This window comes from Pseudomonas sp. NUPR-002 (assembly GCF_056322725.1).
The window spans coordinates 4,869,587-4,889,603 of the sequence record NZ_CM150476.1 but is presented as its reverse complement, the minus strand read 5'-3'; the positions used below and the strand labels follow the sequence as shown (position 1 = coordinate 4,889,603).

Annotated in this window: 20 protein-coding genes and 1 pseudogene; 18 read left to right on the top strand and 3 right to left on the bottom strand. The window is 60.1% G+C overall.

Features of this window, described 5'->3' with window-relative positions; genetic code table 11:
- Positions 1–6: 6 nt before the first annotated feature.
- Positions 7–921 (bottom strand): LysR substrate-binding domain-containing protein, encoded by a 915-nt coding sequence (locus tag ACVWSC_RS22495; RefSeq protein ID WP_442109253.1) that lies wholly within the window; start codon positions 919–921, stop codon positions 7–9.
- Positions 922–1,028: 107 nt separating this feature from the next.
- Here ACVWSC_RS22495 and ACVWSC_RS22490 point away from each other — a divergent pair, with 107 nt between their 5' ends.
- The 8 genes from ACVWSC_RS22490 to rpoS all read left to right on the top strand — a co-directional run bounded on the left by ACVWSC_RS22490 (position 1,029) and on the right by rpoS (position 8,200).
- Complete coding sequence (locus ACVWSC_RS22490; protein WP_442109252.1) at positions 1,029–2,141, top strand: S-(hydroxymethyl)glutathione dehydrogenase/class III alcohol dehydrogenase; 1,113 nt, start codon at positions 1,029–1,031, stop codon at positions 2,139–2,141.
- Positions 2,142–2,149: 8 nt separating this feature from the next.
- Entirely contained in the window at positions 2,150–2,998 is an 849-nt protein-coding gene (gene fghA, locus ACVWSC_RS22485; RefSeq protein ID WP_442109251.1) for an S-formylglutathione hydrolase, read from the top strand.
- Positions 2,999–3,074: 76 nt separating this feature from the next.
- Complete coding sequence (ispF, locus tag ACVWSC_RS22480; protein WP_442109250.1) at positions 3,075–3,548, top strand: 2-C-methyl-D-erythritol 2,4-cyclodiphosphate synthase; 474 nt, start codon at positions 3,075–3,077, stop codon at positions 3,546–3,548.
- Positions 3,545–4,603, top strand: a complete 1,059-nt coding sequence (gene truD / locus ACVWSC_RS22475; protein ID WP_442109249.1) for a tRNA pseudouridine(13) synthase TruD — start codon at positions 3,545–3,547, stop codon at positions 4,601–4,603. Before ispF ends, truD begins: the two co-directional genes overlap by 4 nt.
- Entirely contained in the window at positions 4,591–5,340 is a 750-nt protein-coding gene (gene surE, locus ACVWSC_RS22470) for a 5'/3'-nucleotidase SurE (RefSeq protein WP_442109248.1), read from the top strand. Before truD ends, surE begins: the two co-directional genes overlap by 13 nt.
- 20 nt (positions 5,341–5,360) lie before the next feature.
- A complete protein-coding gene (locus ACVWSC_RS22465) occupies positions 5,361–6,017 on the top strand; it encodes a protein-L-isoaspartate(D-aspartate) O-methyltransferase (RefSeq protein WP_442109247.1) in 657 nt (218 codons plus the stop codon).
- A 180-nt stretch (positions 6,018–6,197) separates the two neighbouring features.
- Complete coding sequence (locus ACVWSC_RS22460) at positions 6,198–7,085, top strand: peptidoglycan DD-metalloendopeptidase family protein (protein ID WP_442109246.1); 888 nt, start codon at positions 6,198–6,200, stop codon at positions 7,083–7,085.
- A gap of 107 nt (positions 7,086–7,192) precedes the next feature.
- Positions 7,193–8,200 carry an RNA polymerase sigma factor RpoS gene (gene rpoS / locus ACVWSC_RS22455; RefSeq protein ID WP_442109245.1) on the top strand — a complete coding sequence of 336 codons (1,008 nt, stop codon included), beginning with the start codon at positions 7,193–7,195 and terminating at the stop codon, positions 8,198–8,200.
- Positions 8,201–9,251: 1,051 nt separating this feature from the next.
- On the opposite strand, the gene fdxA is transcribed toward rpoS, so the two are convergent.
- Both fdxA and mutS read right to left on the bottom strand, forming a co-directional pair.
- Positions 9,252–9,575, bottom strand: coding sequence for a ferredoxin FdxA (gene fdxA / locus ACVWSC_RS22450; protein ID WP_003252355.1), 324 nt, complete (start codon positions 9,573–9,575; stop codon positions 9,252–9,254).
- A gap of 140 nt (positions 9,576–9,715) precedes the next feature.
- Positions 9,716–12,283, bottom strand: a complete 2,568-nt coding sequence (gene mutS / locus ACVWSC_RS22445; RefSeq protein WP_442109244.1) for a DNA mismatch repair protein MutS — start codon at positions 12,281–12,283, stop codon at positions 9,716–9,718.
- 159 nt (positions 12,284–12,442) lie between these two features.
- Between mutS and ACVWSC_RS22440 the strand changes: the two genes are divergently transcribed.
- The 10 genes and pseudogenes from ACVWSC_RS22440 (at position 12,443) to ACVWSC_RS22395 (ending at position 19,944) form a co-directional block, all read left to right on the top strand.
- Positions 12,443–13,186: a LexA family transcriptional regulator gene (locus ACVWSC_RS22440; RefSeq protein WP_442109243.1), complete on the top strand. Its 744-nt coding sequence runs from the start codon at positions 12,443–12,445 to the stop codon at positions 13,184–13,186.
- 469 nt (positions 13,187–13,655) lie between these two features.
- Positions 13,656–14,009, top strand: a complete 354-nt coding sequence (locus tag ACVWSC_RS22435; RefSeq protein WP_442109242.1) for a phage holin family protein — start codon at positions 13,656–13,658, stop codon at positions 14,007–14,009.
- A gap of 90 nt (positions 14,010–14,099) precedes the next feature.
- Positions 14,100–14,606 carry a hypothetical protein gene (locus tag ACVWSC_RS22430; protein WP_442109241.1) on the top strand — a complete coding sequence of 169 codons (507 nt, stop codon included), beginning with the start codon at positions 14,100–14,102 and terminating at the stop codon, positions 14,604–14,606.
- Positions 14,603–15,163, top strand: a complete 561-nt coding sequence (locus ACVWSC_RS22425; protein ID WP_442109240.1) for a phage baseplate assembly protein V — start codon at positions 14,603–14,605, stop codon at positions 15,161–15,163. Before ACVWSC_RS22430 ends, ACVWSC_RS22425 begins: the two co-directional genes overlap by 4 nt.
- Before the next feature lie 70 nt (positions 15,164–15,233).
- On the top strand, positions 15,234–15,560 hold the full coding sequence (locus ACVWSC_RS22420) for a GPW/gp25 family protein (RefSeq protein ID WP_442109239.1): 327 nt from the start codon (positions 15,234–15,236) through the stop codon (positions 15,558–15,560).
- Positions 15,557–16,438 carry a baseplate assembly protein gene (locus tag ACVWSC_RS22415; RefSeq protein ID WP_442109238.1) on the top strand — a complete coding sequence of 294 codons (882 nt, stop codon included), beginning with the start codon at positions 15,557–15,559 and terminating at the stop codon, positions 16,436–16,438. The genes ACVWSC_RS22420 and ACVWSC_RS22415 overlap by 4 nt, the downstream gene beginning before the upstream one ends.
- Position 16,439: 1 nt before the next feature.
- Positions 16,440–17,042, top strand: coding sequence for a phage tail protein I (locus tag ACVWSC_RS22410; RefSeq protein ID WP_442109237.1), 603 nt, complete (start codon positions 16,440–16,442; stop codon positions 17,040–17,042).
- Positions 17,042–18,133, top strand: a pseudogene (locus ACVWSC_RS22405) (phage tail protein); the annotation flags it as partial. The gene ACVWSC_RS22410 and the pseudogene ACVWSC_RS22405, both read left to right, overlap by 1 nt.
- 84 nt (positions 18,134–18,217) lie before the next feature.
- Positions 18,218–19,540, top strand: a complete 1,323-nt coding sequence (locus ACVWSC_RS22400) for a glycine-rich domain-containing protein (protein WP_476461752.1) — start codon at positions 18,218–18,220, stop codon at positions 19,538–19,540.
- Positions 19,541–19,545: 5 nt separating this feature from the next.
- Complete coding sequence (locus tag ACVWSC_RS22395) at positions 19,546–19,944, top strand: phage tail assembly chaperone (RefSeq protein ID WP_442109234.1); 399 nt, start codon at positions 19,546–19,548, stop codon at positions 19,942–19,944.
- Positions 19,945–20,017: the final 73 nt, after the last annotated feature.

Sequence of the window (20,017 nt, the reverse complement as noted above, 5' to 3'; positions counted from 1 at the left end):
TCTACATCACCCCTGTGGGAGCGGGCTTGCCCCGCGATACTCCGGTAACCCCGCCAACCCCTCACGTAAATAATCCACCAGCCTACGCACCTTCGGCGACAAATGCCGCTGCTGCGGATACAACGCCCACACCGCCGTATTAGGCGGCTGCTGCGCCTCAAGCAGCGACACCAACGCCCCGGTTTTCAGGTGCTCAAGCACGTAGTAATCGGGCAACTGACACAACCCCACGCCCTGCAACGCCGCATCCAGTACCGCCTGGCCGCTGTTGCAGCGCCAGTTGCCTTGCACCCGCAAACCTTGCTCCCGACCGTCCTGCTGCAGGGTCCAGATATCTGAACTGCCAATCAGGCAATTGTGCCGGGCCAGCTCCGACACGCTGTGCGGCCGACCGTACCGCTCCAGATACGCCGGTGAAGCGCACAGGTACATGCGGCGCGGCGCCAGGCGCGTGGCAATCAGGCGTGAGTCCTGTAACCGGCCCAGGCGAATCGCCAGGTCCATCCCTTCGTGCAGCAAATCCAGGGTGCGGTTGCTCAGTTCGATATCGACCCGCAATTGCGGGTACAGCGCCATGAAGCGCGTGACCAGCGGCACGATAAAGCGCTCGCCATAGGCAACCGCGCAGGTCATGCGCAACAAGCCCTTGGGTTCGCTGGTCAGATCGCTCATCGCGCGTAAGGCTTCCTCGCGACCATCTTGCAGGCGTTGGCAGTGCTGCAGGAAGGTTTGCCCGGCTTCGCTCAAAGTGACTTTGCGCGTGCTGCGGTACAGCAGGCGCGTCTGCAGGCGGTCTTCAAGGCGGGCGATCTGGCGGCTGATGTGCGAAGACGAAACCCCCAGGCGCTCCGCCGCCGCGGTGAACTGACCTGATTCGGCGACTGCGACAAACTCGTCGATACCTTCCCAGCGGCTACTCATCGATTATCCCTGAACAGCAATAATGTTTTGTCTTTGCCTGGATTATTAAGCAAATGGCGATGAATTACACTTCCAGCTTGAACTGACCCCTTAGCTGGAGAAGATTGATGATCAAGTCCCGTGCCGCCGTTGCCTTCGAGGCCAAGAAACCGCTGGAGATTGTCGAAGTCGATGTGGCCATGCCCAAGGCGGGCGAAGTGCTGTTGCGTGTGGTCGCCAGCGGTGTTTGCCATACCGATGCCTACACCCTCTCCGGTGCCGACCCGGAAGGTATCTTCCCGTCGATTCTCGGCCATGAAGGCGGCGCTATTGTCGAGGCGGTGGGCGAGGGCGTGACCTCGGTGGCGGTGGGTGATCATGTCATTCCGCTGTACACCCCAGAATGCGGCCAGTGCAAATTCTGCCGCTCGGGCAAGACCAACCTGTGCCAAGCGATTCGTGCGACCCAGGGCAAAGGGCTGATGCCGGACGGCACCACGCGCTTCTCCTACAAAGGCCAGCAACTGTTCCACTACATGGGCACCTCGACGTTCTCCGAGTACACCGTACTGCCGGAAATTTCCGTGGCCAAGATCCAGAAAGAAGCGCCGCTGGAGAAGGTCTGCCTGCTAGGCTGTGGTGTGACCACCGGTATCGGTGCTGTGCTCAATACCGCCAAGGTCAAGCCGGGCGACACCGTGGCAGTCTTCGGCCTGGGCGGCATCGGGCTTTCGGCGATCATCGGCGCGGTCAAGGCCAAGGCCTCGCGCATCATTGCCGTCGACATCAATCCGAGCAAATTTGAAATCGCCAAGCAGCTCGGCGCTACCGATTGCGTCAACCCGAAAGACTACGACCGCCCGATCCAGGAAGTCATCGTTGACCTCACTGACGGCGGAGTGGACTTCTCCTTCGAGTGCGTCGGCAACGTGCAACTGATGCGCGCGGCCCTGGAGTGCTGCCACAAGGGCTGGGGTGAGTCGGTGATCATTGGTGTGGCTGGCGCCGGTCAAGAAATCTCTACCCGTCCGTTCCAGCTGGTGACCGGCCGGGTCTGGCGCGGTTCGGCGTTCGGTGGCGTACGTGGCCGCAGCGAGCTGCCAAGCTACGTGGAGATGTCGGAGAAAGGCGAAATCCCGCTGGACACCTTCATCACCCACACCATGGGCCTGGAAGACATCAACAAAGCTTTCGACCTGATGCATGAAGGCAAGAGCATCCGCAGCGTCATCCACTTCTGAGGTTTGCCATGAGCCTGGAAAACATTTCCTGTCAGAAGAGCTTCGGTGGTTGGCACAAGCGCTACCGGCACCGCTCCGAAGTGCTCGGTTGCGACATGGTGTTTGCCGTCTACCTGCCGCCGCAGGCGGAGCAGGGCGGAAAGCTACCGGTACTGTACTGGCTCAGCGGCCTGACCTGCACCGACGAGAACTTCATGCAAAAGGCCGGCGCGCACAAGCTCGCCGCCGAGCTGGGACTGATCATCGTGGCTCCCGACACCAGCCCGCGTGGGCCTCAGGTGCCGGGCGATCCCGACGGTGCATGGGATTTTGGCCTGGGCGCGGGTTTCTACCTGAACGCCAGCGAGCAACCTTGGGCTCAGCACTACCGCATGCATGATTACGTGGTGCAAGAGCTGCCGAAGCTGGTCGAGGCGCATTTCCCTGCCTCCGATCGCCGTGGTATCAGCGGTCACTCGATGGGCGGCCATGGCGCGCTGGTGTGCGCACTGCGCAACCCCGGGCGCTATCACTCGGTGTCGGCGTTCGCGCCCATCAGCAACCCGATGGATTGTCCGTGGGGGCAGAAGGCGTTTTCCCGCTACCTTGGCGAAGACCGCACGCGCTGGCGCGAATGGGATGCCACTGTACTGATCGCCGAGGCGCAGGAACGCTTGCCGTTGCTGATCGATCAGGGGGATCGTGATGACTTCCTGGAAAACCAGCTAAAACCGCAGGCGTTACTGCAGGCGGCCAAGGCAGTTGGCCATCCTCTGGAGCTGCGTTTGCAGCCAGGTTATGACCATAGTTACTACTTCATTGCCAGCTTTATCGACGAGCATCTGCGCCATCATGGGGTGGCACTGGGTTTGTTGTAGGAGCTTCCCTACAAATGAGCCAAAGGCTCGCCAAAGCAGGTAGAATCACGCCCTGACTCAATCAGGGCGTTTTTTTATGCGTATTGGCCACGGCTACGATGTGCACCGCTTCGCGGAAGGCGATTTCATCACCTTGGGTGGGGTGCGCATTGCGCACAGGTTCGGGCTGCTGGCCCATTCCGATGGCGACGTGTTGCTGCACGCCCTGAGTGATGCGCTGCTGGGCGCCGCTGCGCTGGGCGACATCGGCAAGCATTTCCCTGATACCGATCCGCAGTTCAAGGGCGCTGACAGCCGTGTGTTGCTGCGTCACGTGGTCAAGATCGTGCAGGCCAAAGGCTGGCAGGTCGGCAACGTAGACGCCACCATCGTCGCCCAGGCGCCGAAGATGGCACCGCATATCGACAGCATGCGCGCATTGATTGCCGAAGACCTGCAGGTCGAGCTCGATCAGGTCAACGTCAAGGCCACCACTACCGAGAAGCTTGGCTTCACCGGTCGCGAAGAAGGCATTGCGGTTCACGCCGTCGCCTTGTTGCTGCCAGCATGACCGAACTGGAACTTCTCGGCCCGCGTGCATCGGGCCCGGCACTTGGCAGCGCCATTCTCAAGGCCGTCGCTGAAGACTTTCAGGTTGACGAAGTCCTCGACATTCCTTTGTCTGGTACGGGCGAGCACCTGTGGTTGTGGGTCGAAAAACGCGACCTCAATACCGAAGAAGCTGCCCGCCGCCTGGCCCGTGCAGCCGGTGTGCCGCTGCGCAATATCAGTTATGCCGGCCTCAAGGATCGCCAGGCCCTGACCCGTCAATGGTTCAGCCTGCACCTGCCGGGCAAGGCCGATCCAGACTTGAGCGCGGCGGAAAACGAAACCCTGAGCATCCTCAAGCAGACCCGCCATTCGCGCAAATTGCAGCGCGGTGCGCATTCGGCCAACGGCTTCACCTTGCGCCTGACCGGCCTGAACGCCGATCACCCGGCGCTGGACGCCCGCCTTGAGCAACTGAAAGCTCAGGGAGTTCCCAATTACTTTGGCGCGCAACGCTTCGGTCATGAGGGTGGCAATGTGCACGATGCCCGCGACTGGGCGGAGCGCCAGGCCTTGCCGGAGCAGCGCAATGTGCGCTCACGGCTGCTCTCAAGTGCACGCAGCTATCTGTTCAACCAGGTCCTGGCACAGCGTGTAGCCGATGGCAGCTGGCAGCAGGCTCAGGTCGGTGACCTGTTAGCCTTTACCGACAGCCGCAGCTTTTTTCCGGCCGGCGAGGCGGAGTGTTCCGATCCGCGCCTGGCTATTCTCGACTTGCACCCTACCGGCCCGCTGTGGGGCGAAGGGCAGTCAACTGCGGCGGGTGTCGCTGGTGCGCTGGAACAGCGAATCGGTGAGCAGCACGCAGCGTTGTGCCAATGGTTGGCGCGGGCAGGCATGAGCCATGAGCGTCGTATCCTGCGACTGCCCATTGGCGGTCTGACGTGGCATTATCCCGAGCCTGATATTCTGCAACTGGAATTCGTCCTTCCGGCCGGATGCTTTGCCACCGTGGTGGTGCGCGAGCTCGTTGATCTGGTGTCGGCAGGGCAGACGGACAGCCCATGCGTATTCTGATTTCGAATGATGATGGTGTCACCGCCCCCGGACTTGCAGCGCTGCATGCTGCGCTGGCGGACTATGCCGACTGTGTGGTCATTGCCCCGGATCAAGACAAAAGCGGCGCCAGCAGTTCGCTGACGCTCGACCGGCCGCTGTGTCCGCAAACCTTGGCCAATGGCTACATCAGCCTCAACGGGACGCCGACCGACTGCGTGCACCTGGGGCTCAATGGTCTGCTGGAGACGACCCCGGACATGGTGGTGTCGGGGATCAACCTGGGTGCGAACCTGGGTGACGATGTGCTGTATTCCGGCACCGTGGCCGCTGCCCTTGAGGGGCGCTTCCTGGGTGGTACCTCCTTCGCGTTCTCGCTGCTCTCGCGCCTGCCCGACAACCTGCCGACGGCGGCGTACTTTGCGCGTAAGCTGGTCGAGGCGCACAAGAGCCTGGAATTGCCGCCGCGAACCGTGCTCAATGTGAATATTCCCAACTTGCCGCTTGAGCATATCCGCGGCATTCAGCTCACACGTCTGGGGCATCGCGCCCGTGCTGCGGCGCCGACCAAGGTGGTTAATCCACGGGGTAAGGAAGGCTACTGGATCGCGGTGGCGGGGGATGCCGAAGATGGTGGCCCCGGCACGGATTTTCATGCGGTGATGCAAGGGTATGTTTCGATCACACCATTGCAGCTCGACCGCACCTTCAATGATGCTTTCGAGCGTCTGGATGGTTGGCTGGAGGGGCTGCTCTGATGCGTGAACAGGAGGATCTGATGCGCCATGGTATCGGTTTTACCTCGCAGCGAACCCGTGAGCGGCTGATTCAGCGGTTGATCGAAGAAGGTGTGTCCAACCCCAAGGTCATCGACGTGCTGCGCCGTACGCCCCGGCACCTGTTCGTCGATGAGGCACTGGCACACCGCGCCTATGAGGACACCGCGTTGCCGATCGGCAACAACCAGACGATTTCTCAGCCGTTCATGGTCGCGCACATGAGTGAGCTGCTGCTACAGGCGGGCCCGCTGGACAAGGTGCTGGAGATTGGCACCGGGTCGGGTTATCAAACGGCGATCCTCGCGCAACTGGTCGAACGGGTATTCTCGGTAGAGCGCATCAAGGTCCTGCAGGATCGCGCCAAGGAGCGCTTGACCGAACTCAACCTGCGTAACGTGGTATTCCGTTGGGGCGACGGCTGTGAGGGTTGGCCGGCGCTGGCACCTTACAATGGCATCATCGTCACCGCAGTGGCTCAGGAAGTTCCCCAGGCATTGCTTGACCAACTTGCTCCGGGTGGGCGCATGGTCATTCCCGTGGGGCCGACAGGCGACACCCAGCATTTGATGCTGATCGTGCGTGAAGAGCATGGTTTCTCGCAGCAGGTACTGGGTGCTGTGCGTTTTGTGCCGTTGCTGACCGGTCCTCTGGCCTGATCAGGACTTTTTTTCAGCGCAAGCGAATTCCTCTGGCTTTGCCCTGTCTATCTGGCGGGCTACCCTGTTCGGTCGGGGTTCACATTTTGCGCATGCCCGGCATCCGCAAGGCGTATGCCCTCGGTTATAATTGCAACAATATTGCATTTTCACAGCAGTCACCATGAGAGGGAGCGGCGGGTGAGTCACACAATCATTCAGCAGTGCAGAGGAAATTCGAGCTTCAAGCTTCTGCTGATTGCACTTGCCGTAGGTTCGCTGGTGTCGGGTTGCTCCAGCACGTCCACCAGCAGCGGTGCTCGTGTGGTCGACCGTACTGCAACGGCGCCCAAGCGTCCCGCTACCACCAGCGGCCAGTACGTCGTTCGCCCTGGCGATACCCTTTACTCCATCGCCTTTCGCTATGGCTGGGACTACAAGGCCCTGGCAGCGCGCAACAACATTGCAGCGCCTTACACCATCCGTCCTGGCCAGGCGATCCGTTTTGACGGCGGCACCAACGGGCCGGCCAGAGGCGCCACCACCGTGGTGACCACCTCGTCCTCGCCGTCGAGCAAGACCACCATCACCACGCGCCCGGCAGGCACACCAGCCAAGCCTGTAACGACCACCCCAGTGACGCCTGCACCGGCTCCGGCGCCTGTAGTCGCCACCACCACACCGGCACCGGTTCAGGTGTCTGCCGCAGAGCGCGCAGTGGGTGGCTGGGGGTGGCCGGCCAGTGGCGTACTGATTGGAAAATTTGCTTCAAACGGCAGTTTGAATAAAGGCATTGATATCGCCGGTGATTTGGGACAGCCTGTTTTTGCTGCGTCTGATGGTTCAGTTGTCTACGCCGGAAGTGGCTTGCGGGGCTACGGCGAGTTGATCATCATCAAGCACAGCGATACCTACGTCAGTGCCTACGGTCACAACCGCAGGCTTTTGGTTCGGGAGGGACAGCAGGTCAAAGTTGGGCAGACAATTGCCGAAATGGGTTCCACGGGCACAGACCGGGTGAAGCTGCATTTTGAGATTCGCCGCCAGGGCAAACCTGTTGATCCGCTGCAATTCCTGCCGCGTCGTTGATTGCTAGTACCCGGCCTGTTCCTCGCGTAGAGGGGACAGGCTCCAGCGATGCCAAGGATCTGGGCGCCGCTCGAGTCTGAGTTCGAACTCAGCAAAGGACTATAACAATGGCTCTCAGTAAAGAAGTGCCGGAGTTTGACATCGACGATGAAGTGCTCCTGATGGAGACGGGCATCGTTTTGGAAACGGATGTGGTGTCAGACGAACCTGCTGTACCTTCGGTTCGGACCAGGGCTAAACAAGGCTCTTCGCTCAAGCAGCACAAGTACATCGATTATACTCGGGCGCTTGATGCAACCCAGTTGTACCTCAATGAAATCGGCTTTTCGCCTTTGCTGTCGCCAGAGGAAGAAGTCCATTTTGCGCGCTTGTCGCAAAGTGGTGATCCGGCCGGCCGCAAGCGCATGATCGAAAGTAACCTGCGGCTGGTGGTGAAAATCGCCCGGCGCTATGTCAATCGCGGGCTTTCGCTGCTGGACCTGATCGAAGAGGGCAACCTGGGCCTGATTCGTGCGGTCGAGAAGTTTGACCCTGAACGTGGTTTCCGTTTCTCTACCTACGCCACTTGGTGGATCCGGCAAACCATCGAACGGGCGATCATGAACCAGACCCGTACCATCCGCTTGCCCATTCATGTGGTCAAGGAACTCAACGTTTACCTGCGCGCGGCGCGCGAACTCACCCAGAAGCTCGATCACGAACCGTCCCCGGAAGAGATCGCCAGCCTGCTGGAGAAGCCCGTTGGTGAAGTCAAGCGCATGCTGGGGCTCAACGAGCGCGTGTCGTCGGTAGACGTGTCTTTGGGGCCAGATTCAGACAAAACCCTGCTCGATACCCTGACTGACGATCGCCCCACCGATCCCTGCGAACTGCTTCAGGACGATGACTTGTCCCAGAGCATTGACCAATGGCTGGGTGAACTGACCGACAAGCAGCGTGAGGTGGTGATTCGCCGCTTCGGTCTGCGCGGGCATGAAAGCAGTACCCTGGAAGATGTAGGGCTGGAGATCGGTCTGACCCGTGAGCGGGTTCGGCAGATTCAGGTCGAGGGCCTCAAGCGTCTGCGCGAGATCCTTGAGAAGAACGGCCTGTCCAGTGAGTCGTTGTTTCAGTAAGCGGTAAGCTACACGCTATAGGCAGTAAGCATGCTGCAGCAAAGAACGCCTCGATATGATCGAGGCGTTTTTGTTTGTGTCGGCAACGCGTCCTGGTTTGGATATGTCCTGTCGTTGCAGCGGAAACATCCGGGTTTAGCCAAAAGCAGCCAGCGAGGTTGCTACTGTTGTTTTCCATGTAGGCTTTTGCTTACTCGTTATGTAAGCCATTGCTATAGGTTCTAGTAAATCGTTGTCGTTTCCAGTGTGAGTTTTTTTGTAGCTGCTTGATAGATAAGAGATTTTTACTTTGTTGCAGTTGGGTTTCTGCAGCTTTTTGAGAGCTTTGGCCCGTTGCCGGAATTACTGCAGTCGCTAGTATCTGAACTGTGTCTACGGACTGACACAGGCTTTCAAGGATGACGGCCAAGGACATCGCAGGACGCGATTCATCAGGACGATGACAGGGAATAAAGGGACTACGGAAAAAATGTGGGCGGGTCAAACCGCCCCTTTTTTTTGGGTTTTTCACGGATTTCCGGGAAAGGATTGGCTTTGGCTTTGAGGGTTGCGAGCTTATCCAATTGCTGTGGTGGCACCACTGGACCCTTCCGCCCTTACGGCGGCCTACTTTTTCTTGGAAAAGTAGGCAAACCGCTCGCTCCTGCATCCGGCCCTACGCTGCGCTCCGGGTTCCCTCGCTCCGGCATTGCTCCCGCGAGGACCGCGCTAACGGGCCATCCATGGCCCGAAGCGCTTGACGGGCTCCTGCCCGTCACCTCACTCCGCAATACCTCCACTCAGCCTCCTGAAGTCGCAAATCGCGGCGCCTGAACTAACGCGCACGCAAAGCAAATGCAAAAACAAAGCGACAAGCGACAAACCTACAAGTCCCCCAACCGTAACTTAGCGACTTCAGGAGACCGAGTGGAGGTGACTGGAGGGCTTGTCGCGGTGGGAGCGGGCTTGCCCCGCGATCGCGTTTCGCCAATGACACTGCATCGCGGGGCAAGCCCGCTCCCACAGCCGCATAAAAAAAGGCCCTCGAAGGGCCTTTTTTGATCCGCAGCGCTTAGCGCTCCAGGTCGGCAATCTTGCCTGGCTTGCCATCCCACTCTTCAGCGTCCGGCAGGGCGTCCTTACGCTCGGTGATGTTTGGCCAGATCTCTGCCAGCTCGGCATTGAGCTCGATGAAGTTTTCCATGCCGCTTGGCACTTCGTCTTCCGAGAAAATGGCTTGGGCAGGGCATTCAGGCTCGCACAGTGCACAGTCGATGCACTCATCCGGGTGAATGACCAGGAAGTTCGGGCCTTCGTAGAAGCAGTCCACCGGACAGACTTCTACGCAGTCGGTGTACTTGCACTTGATGCAGTTGTCGGTGACGACGAAGGTCATTTCTAATTCTCTCCTCAGGCGACGGCAGCGATACCCATCCAGACAGGGTCGCTCGGTTTGGTCCTTCGGCTGCAGGCCAGGCTAGTAACCTGCAGCACCACCAAACCGCGCGGGATTCTATCAGCTTGTGCGGGCTCGCGTTATAACAGAGTCTTTAGTGTATAGAGCATTTCGATAGCTTGACGCGGCGTCATGTTGTCCAGGTCCAGCTTCCCAAGCTTCTCGATGGCTGGGTGAGGCAGGCTGGCAAACAGGTCGCTTTGGTGCGGTACATCAGCTGCACCTTTGGGTGCAGCAGGCATTTCATGTGGCAGGCTGGCGGTTTCCAGACGGCCAAGATGCTCACGTGCACGCTGGATCACCGGCGTCGGCACACCGGCCAATTGCGCCACTGCCAGGCCGTAGCTCTGGCTGGCCGGCCCTGGCAGCACGTGGTGCAGGAACACGATCCGTTCGTTGTGTTCGGTGGCGTTCAGGTGCACGTTGGCCACCAGCGGTTCGCTTTCCGGCAGCACGGTGAGTTCGAAGTAGTGCGTGGCAAACAGGGTGTAGGCGCGCAATTGAGCCAAACGCTCTGCCGCCGCCCAGGCCAGCGACAGGCCGTCGAAGGTACTGGTACCGCGGCCGACTTCGTCCATCAGCACCAAGCTGCGGTCGGTGGCGTTGTGCAGGATGTTGGCGGTTTCGCTCATCTCGACCATGAAGGTCGAACGCCCACCGGCCAGGTCATCGCTGGAGCCGATACGGGTGAAGATCCGATCGACCAGTGACAACTCGCAACTGGCGGCCGGGACGAAGCTGCCAATGTGGGCCATCAGCACGATCAGTGCAGTCTGGCGCATGTAAGTAGACTTACCGCCCATGTTTGGGCCGGTGATCACCAGCATGCGGGTGTTGTCGTCCAATGCCAGGTCGTTGGCCACGAACGGCGTCGTCAGCACTTGCTCGACCACCGGGTGGCGGCCCTGGGTGATGCGCATGCACGGCTCATCGACGAACGACGGGCAGTTCAGGTCAAGGTTCAGCGCGCGCTCGGCGAGGTTGCTCAGTACATCCAGTTCGGCCAGGGCTGCTGCGGTGTCCTGCAGCGGCGCCAGGTGGCCGATCAGGGTCTCGAGCAGGGCGTCGTAGAGCATCTTCTCGCGGGCCAGGGCGCGGCTTTTGGCCGACAGCGCCTTGTCTTCGAAGGTTTTCAGCTCCGGGGTGATAAACCGCTCGGCACCCTTGAGGGTCTGGCGGCGAATGTAGTCAGCCGGTGCCTGTTCGGCCTGCTTGCTGGGCAGTTCGATGAAGTAGCCGTGCACGCGGTTGTAGCCGACTTTCAGGTTGGCAAGACCGGTGCGAGCTTTCTCGCGGGCTTCCAGGTCGATCAGGAACTGGCCAGCGTTCTCGCTCATCGCCAGCAGCTCGTCCAGCTCGCTGTCGTAGCCGGTCTTGAGCACGCCGCCGTCGCGGATTACCGCTGGCGGGTTGTCGATGATGGCCTTTTCCAGCAGGTCGGCCAATTCCGGGTAGGTGCCGGTAATGGCGGCGAGGCGCGCCAGGTGTGGCGCTTCCAGCTCAGCCATGGCGTTCTGCAACTCAGGCAGCGCACCGAGGGCGTCGCGCAGGCGCGCCAGATCCCGAGGGCGGGCGTTACGCAGGCCGATACGGGCGAGGATCCGCTCGAGGTCGCCGATTTCCTTGAGCTGCGGTTGCAGTTTCTCAAAGCGGTAGCTATCGAGCAGGCAGCGAATCGAACCTTGCCGGGCTTGCAACACTTTCAGGTCGCGCAATGGGCGGTTCAGCCAGCGGGTCAGCAAACGGCTGCCCATGGCGGTCTGGCAGCGGTCGATGACCGACTGCAGGGTGTTGTCGCGGCCCCCAGCCAGGTTTACATCCAGCTCAAGGTTGCGGCGGCTGGCGCCGTCGAGCACTACGGTGTCGTCCAGGCGCTCATGCTTGAGGCTGCGCAGGTGGGGCAGGGCGGTGCGTTGGGTTTCCTTGGCGTAGCCCAACAGGCAACCGGCGGCGCCGATCGCCAGCGTCAGCTTCTCGCAACCGAAGCCTTTGAGGTCTTGGGTTGCGAACTGCTGGCAGAGGCTTTTGCGGGCCGAGTCACGGTCGAAATCCCACGGCGCACGACGGCGGGCGCCGCGGCGTTTCTCTGCCGGCAGGCCTTGTGGCCAGTCGTCTGGAATAAGCAACTCCACCGGGTTGATGCGCTCAAGCTCAGCGAGCAGGTTTTCCCAGCCTTTGATCTCCAGCACAGAGAAGTTGCCGCTGGTGATATCCAGTACGGCCAGGCCGAACAGACGCTCATCACCCAGCACCGCGGCAATGAGGTTATCGCGGCGCTCATCGAGCAAGGCTTCGTCGCTGACGGTGCCGGGGGTGATAATCCGCACCACCTGACGTTCCACCGGGCCTTTGCTGGTTGCCGGATCGCCGACCTGTTCGCAGATCACCACCGATTCGCCCAGCTTCACCAGCTTGGCCAGGTAGCCCTCGGCTGCGTGAAAGGGAATGCCACACATGGGGATCGACTGGCCCGCCGATTGCCCGCGGGCCGTCAGGGTAATGTCCAGGAGTTTTGCGGCCTTCTTCGCATCTTCATAGAAGATCTCGTAGAAGTCGCCCATGCGGTAGAACATCAGCTGATCCGGGTGCTGGTTTTTCAGCTTCCAGTACTGCTGCATCATCGGGGTGTGTGCGGAAAGATCGCTCATTACAGAAACTTGGCTCGCAGCGTCGTTAAGACCAAAGGCAAGCGCGCAATGTTACAGGGATTTTGCGCCGGATGCCGAGGCCAACACCCCCGCTGTGACCATTTGTCCATGCATTCAGCTGCATATCGGCAATTGCATTTTGCATAAAGCGCCCGCATTATGCAGATTATGCAAAAACGCAACGTAGCTTCCGTCTTAAGAGCACTGCTCGACCGCCACGGTATCTCCCCCACGGAGTTGCACCGGCGTACCGGCGTGCCGCAATCCACCTTGTCGCGCATTCTCAGCGAGAAGATCGTCGATCCTTCCGACAAGCATGTGTCGAAAATCGCCGAGTACTTCGGCGTGAGCACCGATCAACTGCGCGGCCGCGTCGAGCTTGGCGAGAGTCGCGAAGCTCCGCTAACCCGCAGTCATGCCGAGTTGCACGATATCAGCCTGTGGGATGACGACACCCCCATCGAGGACGATGAGGTTTCCATTCCGTTTCTTCGCGAGGTCGAGTTGGCAGCAGGATCAGGACGATTCGTCATCGAAGAAAGCGAGAAAGCCAGCCTGCGCTTCGGCAAGCGCAGCCTGCGTCACAATGGCGTGCAGTTCGACCAGGCCAAGTGCGTCACCGTGCGTGGCAACAGCATGCTGCCGGTATTGCGCGACGGCGCCACGGTTGGGGTGAACGCTGGCAAGAGCGGCATTGGCGATATCGTTGATGGTGACTTGTACGCCATCAATCACAACGGTCAGTTGCGGGTCAAACAGCTCTATCGCCTGCCAACCGGCATTCGCCTGCGCAGCTTCAATCGTGAAGAACATCCGGACGAGGACTACAGCTTCCAGCAGATGCAGGAAGAGCAGATCAGCATCCTCGGTCATGTGTTCTGGTGGGGCATGTACGCTCGCTGAACTGCCCGCAGATCATCAGAAACCCGCTTAGGCGGGTTTTTTTTCGTCTGCTGAAAAGTGCTGCAAGCCCTACGGCATAAGGACTACATGCATATTTGCATTTTCCCATGCATAAATGTTTCCATAAATGCATTGACTGCATATGCATCAGTGCATAATCTTTGTCTCAAGCCGGTCGACACCGGCAGTGACAAAGGCAGCGATGAACAGGCCTGAACTGTTCAGAGGGTTGGCAACTGACCCGGGTGTGCAGCGTAAAGCACCGTAAACAGTTATCCGGCGGGCAGGCGGCCGCGGTCGGAAGAACAACATGAAGCGGAACGGTCCAGCGCACCAGTCGTGGCGGGCGGTTCATCAACGCATTACTGAAAAGCCTGGCGAACCGGGCTTTTTGGAATGCCGAGAAATCGGTTGCACAACAACGGCGATGGGCGAAATCCCATGCGCCATTGCATAAGGAGACAGGGCAGTGACAAACGAGCAACAGACGTTACTGGAAATGCCGATCTGGCTGGTGATCATCCTCGCTTTGCTGGGTGGCCTTTCCGGAGAAATGTGGCGTGCAGACAAAGCCGGCACCCGAGGCTGGGCGCTGTTTCGCCGCCTGCTTTTACGTTCGGGGGCCTGCATGGTCTGCGGCGTATCCACGGTGATGCTGCTGTATGCCAGCGGCATGTCGATCTGGACAGCTAGTGCTTTTGGTTGCCTGACGGCGATGGCCGGGGCGGATGTGGCGATCGGCTTGTATGAGCGTTGGGCGGCGAGGCGCTTGGGGGTCGAAGCGCAGCCTTCTGAGTTCCATAAACAAGGCACAAAGGAGTGAGGTGCTCGCGGCCTGGTGACACCGTTGGCCAATCAATCCTGCGCCGCGCGCCTCCACACTGGCCGTTGCGACTGTCGCCCAGGAGGGCATATGAACGAACTGACGACATTACATGAAGCGATTACCGCTGCTATCAAGGTCGCTATTCCGACGCTTGAGACGGTTGGCGCTTATGCGGTAGCCGACGCCTCCACAGTCCTGCCCGCGTTGCTCTTCGCCATCACCGGCCTTGAGCCAGGCGTAGATCCGGGCGATGGCCGCTCGGGCATCAGCGCAGGCTTCGAGGCCCGTATCTTGGTTGACCCAGCCAGTGCGCAGGCACCCTTGCTGGCTGTCACTCTGGCAAGCGAACTTGCCGTGTTGCTGCGCAAGCAGTTCTGGGCGTTGGACTTTGTTGAAGGTGCCACGAATGTGCGCGCAGTGCCCGCTGTAGCAATGCCGGCGACGACCTGGCTGGTGCAATGGCAGCAAGTGGTGCGCTTGGGTGCTGTGTCCTGGCCATGGCCCGATGAGCCAGGGCCATTGGCTTTTGCTTTCAGCCCGGATACCGGTCCTGGCAACGAAGACGCTTACCAGTCACCGGAGGACTTGGCATGAGCTACGCCAGTGCCGCCCATGATCGAATGCTGGCTGCAATGATCATCCCTTGCCAGGTGGTTGGGGTCGATCTTGCCGCTGCCAGGGTACGGGTATCCGACGGTGCCGGCTGGACCAGCGCCTGGGTCCGCTGGCACAGCCAGGCCGCAGGTAAAGCGCGGCACTGGCGCTCACCCAGCCTCGGTGAACAAGGCGTTCTACTAAACCCCAGCGGAGAGCCTGCTCAAGGCACCTTTATTCCGGGCCTGTACGGCAATGCTGGTGATCCCGCGGATAACCGCGACCACGTTGAGGTGTGGCGTTTCGAAGACGGTGGCTCGCTGGTCTACGACTGGCAAGCCAACAGCTACACCATCGATCTGCCCACGGGCACCCTGACCCTCAAGGTTGGCGCCAGCTCGGCAGTGGTTACCGCCAATTCCATCGAGGCCAAAGCCACCCACATTACCTTGACCGGTGAGGTGCAGATCAACGGGCTTTTACGGGTAACCGGCGACATCCTTGGCGCGGGAAAGATCATCGACACCGCTGGCAACAGCGCCAACCACAAGCACTGAACTCAGCCCGCCAATGCGGGCTTTTTTACGCCTGGAGAAATCATGTCCAGAACAATGAAGGAGTAACCCGATGATCGGAGTGAATCGCCGCACCGGTGCCTCGCTGTCGGGCATCGAGCATGTGCGTCAATCGATTGAAGACATTCTGACCACCCCGCTGAGCAGCCGCCGCATGCGCCCGGACTATGGCAGCGCGCTGCGGCGCTTTGTCGATCTGCCCGTCAATGACGGCTGGAAAAGTGCGGTACAAGCCGAAGTAGCCAGGTCCCTCAGCCGTTGGGAGCCACGCCTGAAACTTGAGACGGTGCGGGTGTTGGCGGTGGTTGGCGGGCAGATCACCCTGCAGCTCAATGGGCAGTACCTGGGTGACAGCCAGACGCTGGAGGTAATGGCATGAGTAGCCTGGATCTTTCGGCGTTGCCCGCGCCACAGGTACTGGAAGACCTCGATTTCGAGGACATCTTCCAGGAGGACCTGAGCACTTTTCGCTCACATATGGGCGACAACTGGGACGCACTGCTCGAGAGCGATCCGGTGACCAAGCTGTTGGAAGTCGGTGCTTATCGCAAGCTGCTTAATCGCGCACGGGTCAACGATGCGGCCAAGTCTCTGCTGTTGGCTTATGCGCAAGGCAGTGACCTCGACCATCTGGCGGCCAATGTGCACCTGCAGCGGTTGGTGGTCCAGCCCCAGGACTTGAGTACGGTGCCACCAACCCCGCAAGTGCTCGAGGAAGATGATGCGCTGCGCGAGCGTATTCAACTGGTTTACGAAGGGTTGACCACGGCCGGGCCACGCAACAGCTACATCCTGCATGCCCGCAATGCTTCTGGCTTAGTGGCCGATGCTACGGCGCAGAGCCCGTCGCCTGCTGTTGTGGTGGTAACTGTGCTGGCACTGGAGGGCAATGGCGTGGCCGGGGCTGCGCTACTGGAAACCGTGCGCGCCGCACTAAACGATGACGACGTGCGACCAGTGGCAGACCGACTGACGGTGCAGAGCGCTGCGATCTTGCCGTACCGCATCAATGCCGTGGTGCACATGAGCGGCAATGGCCCGGAAATCGAAGCTACCCTGGCCGAGTGCAAGCGCCGTCTGCAGGCCTGGGTCAATCCTCGGCGGCGTTTGGGCGTTGAAGTCGCACGCTCAGGGGTAGACGCTCAACTGCATATCAATGGCGTCAGCCGGGTTGATCTGAACGACTGGACCGATCTGCGCCCGACCCTGGCGCAAGCCGCCTGGTGTGAAGCGATCACCGTGACGCGAGGAGGCTGACATGAACAGCTTGCTCCCGCTCAACAGCACTGAACTCGAGCGCGCCATCGAGGCGGCGAGTGCGGAAATCACCGACATACCCTTGCATGCACTGTACAACCCGGACACTTGTCCACCTCACCTGTTGCACCAACTGGCCTGGGCCTGGTCGGTGGATCGCTGGGACGAAGCCTGGCCTGACAGCATCAAGCGCTCGGTGATTCGCTCGGCCTTCAACGTACATGCCCACAAAGGCACCATCGGCGCCTTGCGCCGGGTGGTGGAACCGTTCGGCTACCTGATTGAGGTTGAAGAGTGGTTTCAGACTCAGCCTCAAGGCGTGCCTGGCACCTTTGCCTTGAAAATTGGTGTCTCTGACGCCGGCATCAGCGACGAAACCTACCAGGAACTGACCTGGCTGATCGATGACGCCAGGCCCGTCAGCAGACACATGACCGGGCTGGTCATCAGCCTGGAAACCGCCGGTGCCCTGTACATGGGCACCTCACTCTATGACGGCGACACGCTCGACATCTACCCGCCTGCAGCCACAGACATTGCAGTGACCGGCAGCATCGGGCGCGGCGGCCGAGAGCACACCATTGACTATATGGACATCTACTAATGGTCGATCAGACTTCTCAGTTCTATGCGCTGCTCACCAACGTGGGCGCAGCGAAACAAGCCAACGCTGATGCGTTGGGTATTCCCTGGAAAATTACCCAGATGGCCGTTGGCGACGGTAACCCGAACGGCGTCGAGAACCCGGCGCTGCCAATGCCCGATGCCGCAGCCCGGGCCTTGCTCAATGAATGGCGCCGGGCTCCGCTCAATCAGCTCAAGGTCGACGACAAAGACAGCTCGATCATTGTGGCTGAACAGGTGATTCCGGCAGACGTCGGTGGCCGCTGGATTCGTGAGATCGCGTTGTACGACGCCGATGGCGATATGGTTGCGGTGGCCAACTGTGCGCCGACCTACAAGCCGCTGCTCAGTCAGGGCTCAGGCCGTACTCAAGTGGTGCGGATGAACCTGGTGGTGAGTAGCGCCAGCAATGTGCAGTTGAAGATTGATCCGAGCGTTGTACTGGCTACCCGTGAGTGGGTTACCGAGGAACTGGCCAAGCAGGATTTCAAACATTCGGTGTTGGTGGCTACCACGGCGGCTATCACGTTGAGTGGGCTGCAGACCGTCGATGGGGTGGCGCTGACGGCGGGGGCGCGGGTGTTGGTCAAGCATCAGGCCGCTGCGAAAGACAATGGTCTGTATCAAGTGGTTGCGGGCGGCCCCTGGACCCGTTGCGCGGATGCGGGAGCGAGTGACAAAGTCACCCCCGGCCTGCTGGTGCTGGTGGAGAAGGGCTCTGTTAATGCCGACAGTGCCTGGCAGTTGGTGGCTGATGGCCCGGTCACGCTAGGTGTGACGGCGTTGGTGTTTGAAATGGCGTTTGGCCGCACCGGTGTTGCTGCGGGCACCTATCGAAGCGTTACGGTGGACGCTTATGGGCGCGTGGTGGCGGCAACCAATCCGACCACTGTCGCCGGTTATGGTCTGACTGACGTCTACACCAAAACCCACGTTGATCAAGCCTTGGCGCTCAAAGCTAACTTGGCGAGCCCAACTTTCACCGGATCGGTGAGTGTCCCGAACGTTGCGGCGGGTAACAACAGCCAGTTGGCAGCTAACACCGCATTTGTGCAGGCCGCTATTTCGGCGCTGGTGGGATCGTCGCCCGCAGCATTGGATACTCTTAAAGAGCTGGCTGACGCCCTCGGCAATGATCCTAACTTTGCCACGTCGATGACCAATTTGCTGGCCCTCAAGGCTCCTTTGGCAAGCCCGGCACTCACCGGAGCGCCCACCGTCCCGACATTGACGGGTACCGACATCAGCACCAAGATCGCCAACGCGGCTACGGTTCGGGCAATCTTGGCGCGATTCGGCTTGGGTAATGCGGCGTTCAGCTACACCGGCAATATTGATGAACTCGTGGACAACGGCGTGTACATGGTTTCAGCCGAGACCACTGGGGTGAAACCGATATACCCTGCCCCGCAAGGGGTCGGGCAGATCCCGAATGGCACTGTGCTCCATATGGAGCGTGGCAGCAGCAATATGGCCACCCAGCTTTGGGACTCCCTGGTCAACGCCATCGATCCGATTACATGTATGCGCACGCGTAACGCTAAAGGTGTCTGGACCAAGTGGGAGCAGATCACGACCGTTGAGCGGGTCCGGGCCTTACTCGATACCTATGGGCTTGGACCGGAGGCTGCCAACCAACCGCTAATTACCGACTTTAGCGTCGATTTGCGGCCTGGGCTGTACCGCGCGTTTTCATCGAATAACTCTCAAGCCAGTATTGGAGGTCCAGCGGATACTGGAGATACATCAATGTCGGTTGTGGTGGGTGGTGGTTACAGTAACCCGGGCTACAAAACGTTCATTGCGATCATCAACACTTACGCGGTTACCAGAGTGTTCGTGGGAGTGAAAATTACTGCCGGCGTACAGCCGACATGGACTGAAATTACCCAGCACTCGCACCTGCCTTTTCGTGGCACGCTGGGCTACAGAGCAGCCGGTGTATTCAACTGGGCTGTCCCCGTGGGAGTTAAAAAGGCCTGGGTCACTGTGATCGGCGGCGGTGGTGGTGGCGGGCGTTCCGGTACAGCCAATATGGGGTCCGGCGGGGGGGGGGGGGGCGGCTTTGCGCAGAAACTAGTTAACCTCGACGGAATTTCTTCGGTGACGGTTACCGTCGGCGACGGCGGTGCCGGTGCTACGGTGGCTGGTGGAGTGGGTGAATCCGGTGGCACGTCGTCGTTCGGCACTATCTTCTCCGCGACCGGCGGGACTGGCGGAATGGGTGTAGGCAACTCCGTTTCAAATGGGCCTGGGCCCGGCGGCGGGGGCATTGGTGGGGACTACAACACGGGAACCGGCCCCGGTCACGTGAGTTATGGGACCTGGGGCGGCTCCGGCGGCGGCGCGGGCGCGCGCGCTACACAAGGCAACAATCCGGGCACCCAAGGCGGCGCCGGTGGTGGCGGTGGATCTGGCGCCACTTATGGCTATAACGGCGGCGCCGGTGGCGCTGGCACCGTACTTATTCAGTGGTGATAATTATGTGGGCACGAGTAGAAAACGGCATCGTCATGGAAGTGACGGACATTGACCCCGAGGGGCGTTTTCATCCTGACCTGAAATGGTGGCCGTGCTCGGCAGAAGTTCTGCCGGGATGGCTGTTCGAAAATGATGTGTTTTCCGAGCGGGTTGCTGGCTTGTCGGAGCTGGCCACCGCTGAACGTCAGTGGCGTGATGGTGAGTTGGCGTCTCGACAGTGGCTGCGAGATCGCCATCGTGACGAACAAGAAATCAGCAGGCCAACGACTTTGAGCAGTGAGCAATTTATGGATCTGCTGGCCTACTTACAGACACTGCGCGACTGGCCGCAATCGCAGAATTTCCCCGACGTTGAACTACGTCCCACGGCGCCACTTTGGCTAGCCGAACACATCCAATAACGCCCCGCACCCACGGGGCGTTTTCTTTTCCGCAACACCACACCAGGCCCCGCACCGCGGGGCCTTCGCATTT

What these genes read in the sequence shown, in the direction of transcription:
- ACVWSC_RS22495 (WP_442109253.1), bottom strand. Translation starts at nt 921, where the DNA reads ATGAGTAGCCGCTGGGAAGGTATCGACGAGTTTGTCGCAGTCGCCGAA.
- ACVWSC_RS22490 (WP_442109252.1), top strand. Translation starts at nt 1,029, where the DNA reads ATGATCAAGTCCCGTGCCGCCGTTGCCTTCGAGGCCAAGAAACCGCTG.
- fghA (WP_442109251.1), top strand. Translation starts at nt 2,150, where the DNA reads ATGAGCCTGGAAAACATTTCCTGTCAGAAGAGCTTCGGTGGTTGGCAC.
- ispF (WP_442109250.1), top strand. Translation starts at nt 3,075, where the DNA reads ATGCGTATTGGCCACGGCTACGATGTGCACCGCTTCGCGGAAGGCGAT.
- truD (WP_442109249.1), top strand. Translation starts at nt 3,545, where the DNA reads ATGACCGAACTGGAACTTCTCGGCCCGCGTGCATCGGGCCCGGCACTT.
- surE (WP_442109248.1), top strand. Translation starts at nt 4,591, where the DNA reads ATGCGTATTCTGATTTCGAATGATGATGGTGTCACCGCCCCCGGACTT.
- ACVWSC_RS22465 (WP_442109247.1), top strand. Translation starts at nt 5,361, where the DNA reads ATGCGCCATGGTATCGGTTTTACCTCGCAGCGAACCCGTGAGCGGCTG.
- rpoS (WP_442109245.1), top strand. Translation starts at nt 7,193, where the DNA reads ATGGCTCTCAGTAAAGAAGTGCCGGAGTTTGACATCGACGATGAAGTG.
- fdxA (WP_003252355.1), bottom strand. Translation starts at nt 9,575, where the DNA reads ATGACCTTCGTCGTCACCGACAACTGCATCAAGTGCAAGTACACCGAC.
- mutS (WP_442109244.1), bottom strand. Translation starts at nt 12,283, where the DNA reads ATGAGCGATCTTTCCGCACACACCCCGATGATGCAGCAGTACTGGAAG.
- ACVWSC_RS22440 (WP_442109243.1), top strand. Translation starts at nt 12,443, where the DNA reads ATGCAGATTATGCAAAAACGCAACGTAGCTTCCGTCTTAAGAGCACTG.
- ACVWSC_RS22430 (WP_442109241.1), top strand. Translation starts at nt 14,100, where the DNA reads ATGAACGAACTGACGACATTACATGAAGCGATTACCGCTGCTATCAAG.
- ACVWSC_RS22425 (WP_442109240.1), top strand. Translation starts at nt 14,603, where the DNA reads ATGAGCTACGCCAGTGCCGCCCATGATCGAATGCTGGCTGCAATGATC.
- ACVWSC_RS22420 (WP_442109239.1), top strand. Translation starts at nt 15,234, where the DNA reads ATGATCGGAGTGAATCGCCGCACCGGTGCCTCGCTGTCGGGCATCGAG.
- ACVWSC_RS22415 (WP_442109238.1), top strand. Translation starts at nt 15,557, where the DNA reads ATGAGTAGCCTGGATCTTTCGGCGTTGCCCGCGCCACAGGTACTGGAA.
- ACVWSC_RS22410 (WP_442109237.1), top strand. Translation starts at nt 16,440, where the DNA reads ATGAACAGCTTGCTCCCGCTCAACAGCACTGAACTCGAGCGCGCCATC.
- ACVWSC_RS22400 (WP_476461752.1), top strand. Translation starts at nt 18,218, where the DNA reads ATGACCAATTTGCTGGCCCTCAAGGCTCCTTTGGCAAGCCCGGCACTC.
- ACVWSC_RS22395 (WP_442109234.1), top strand. Translation starts at nt 19,546, where the DNA reads ATGTGGGCACGAGTAGAAAACGGCATCGTCATGGAAGTGACGGACATT.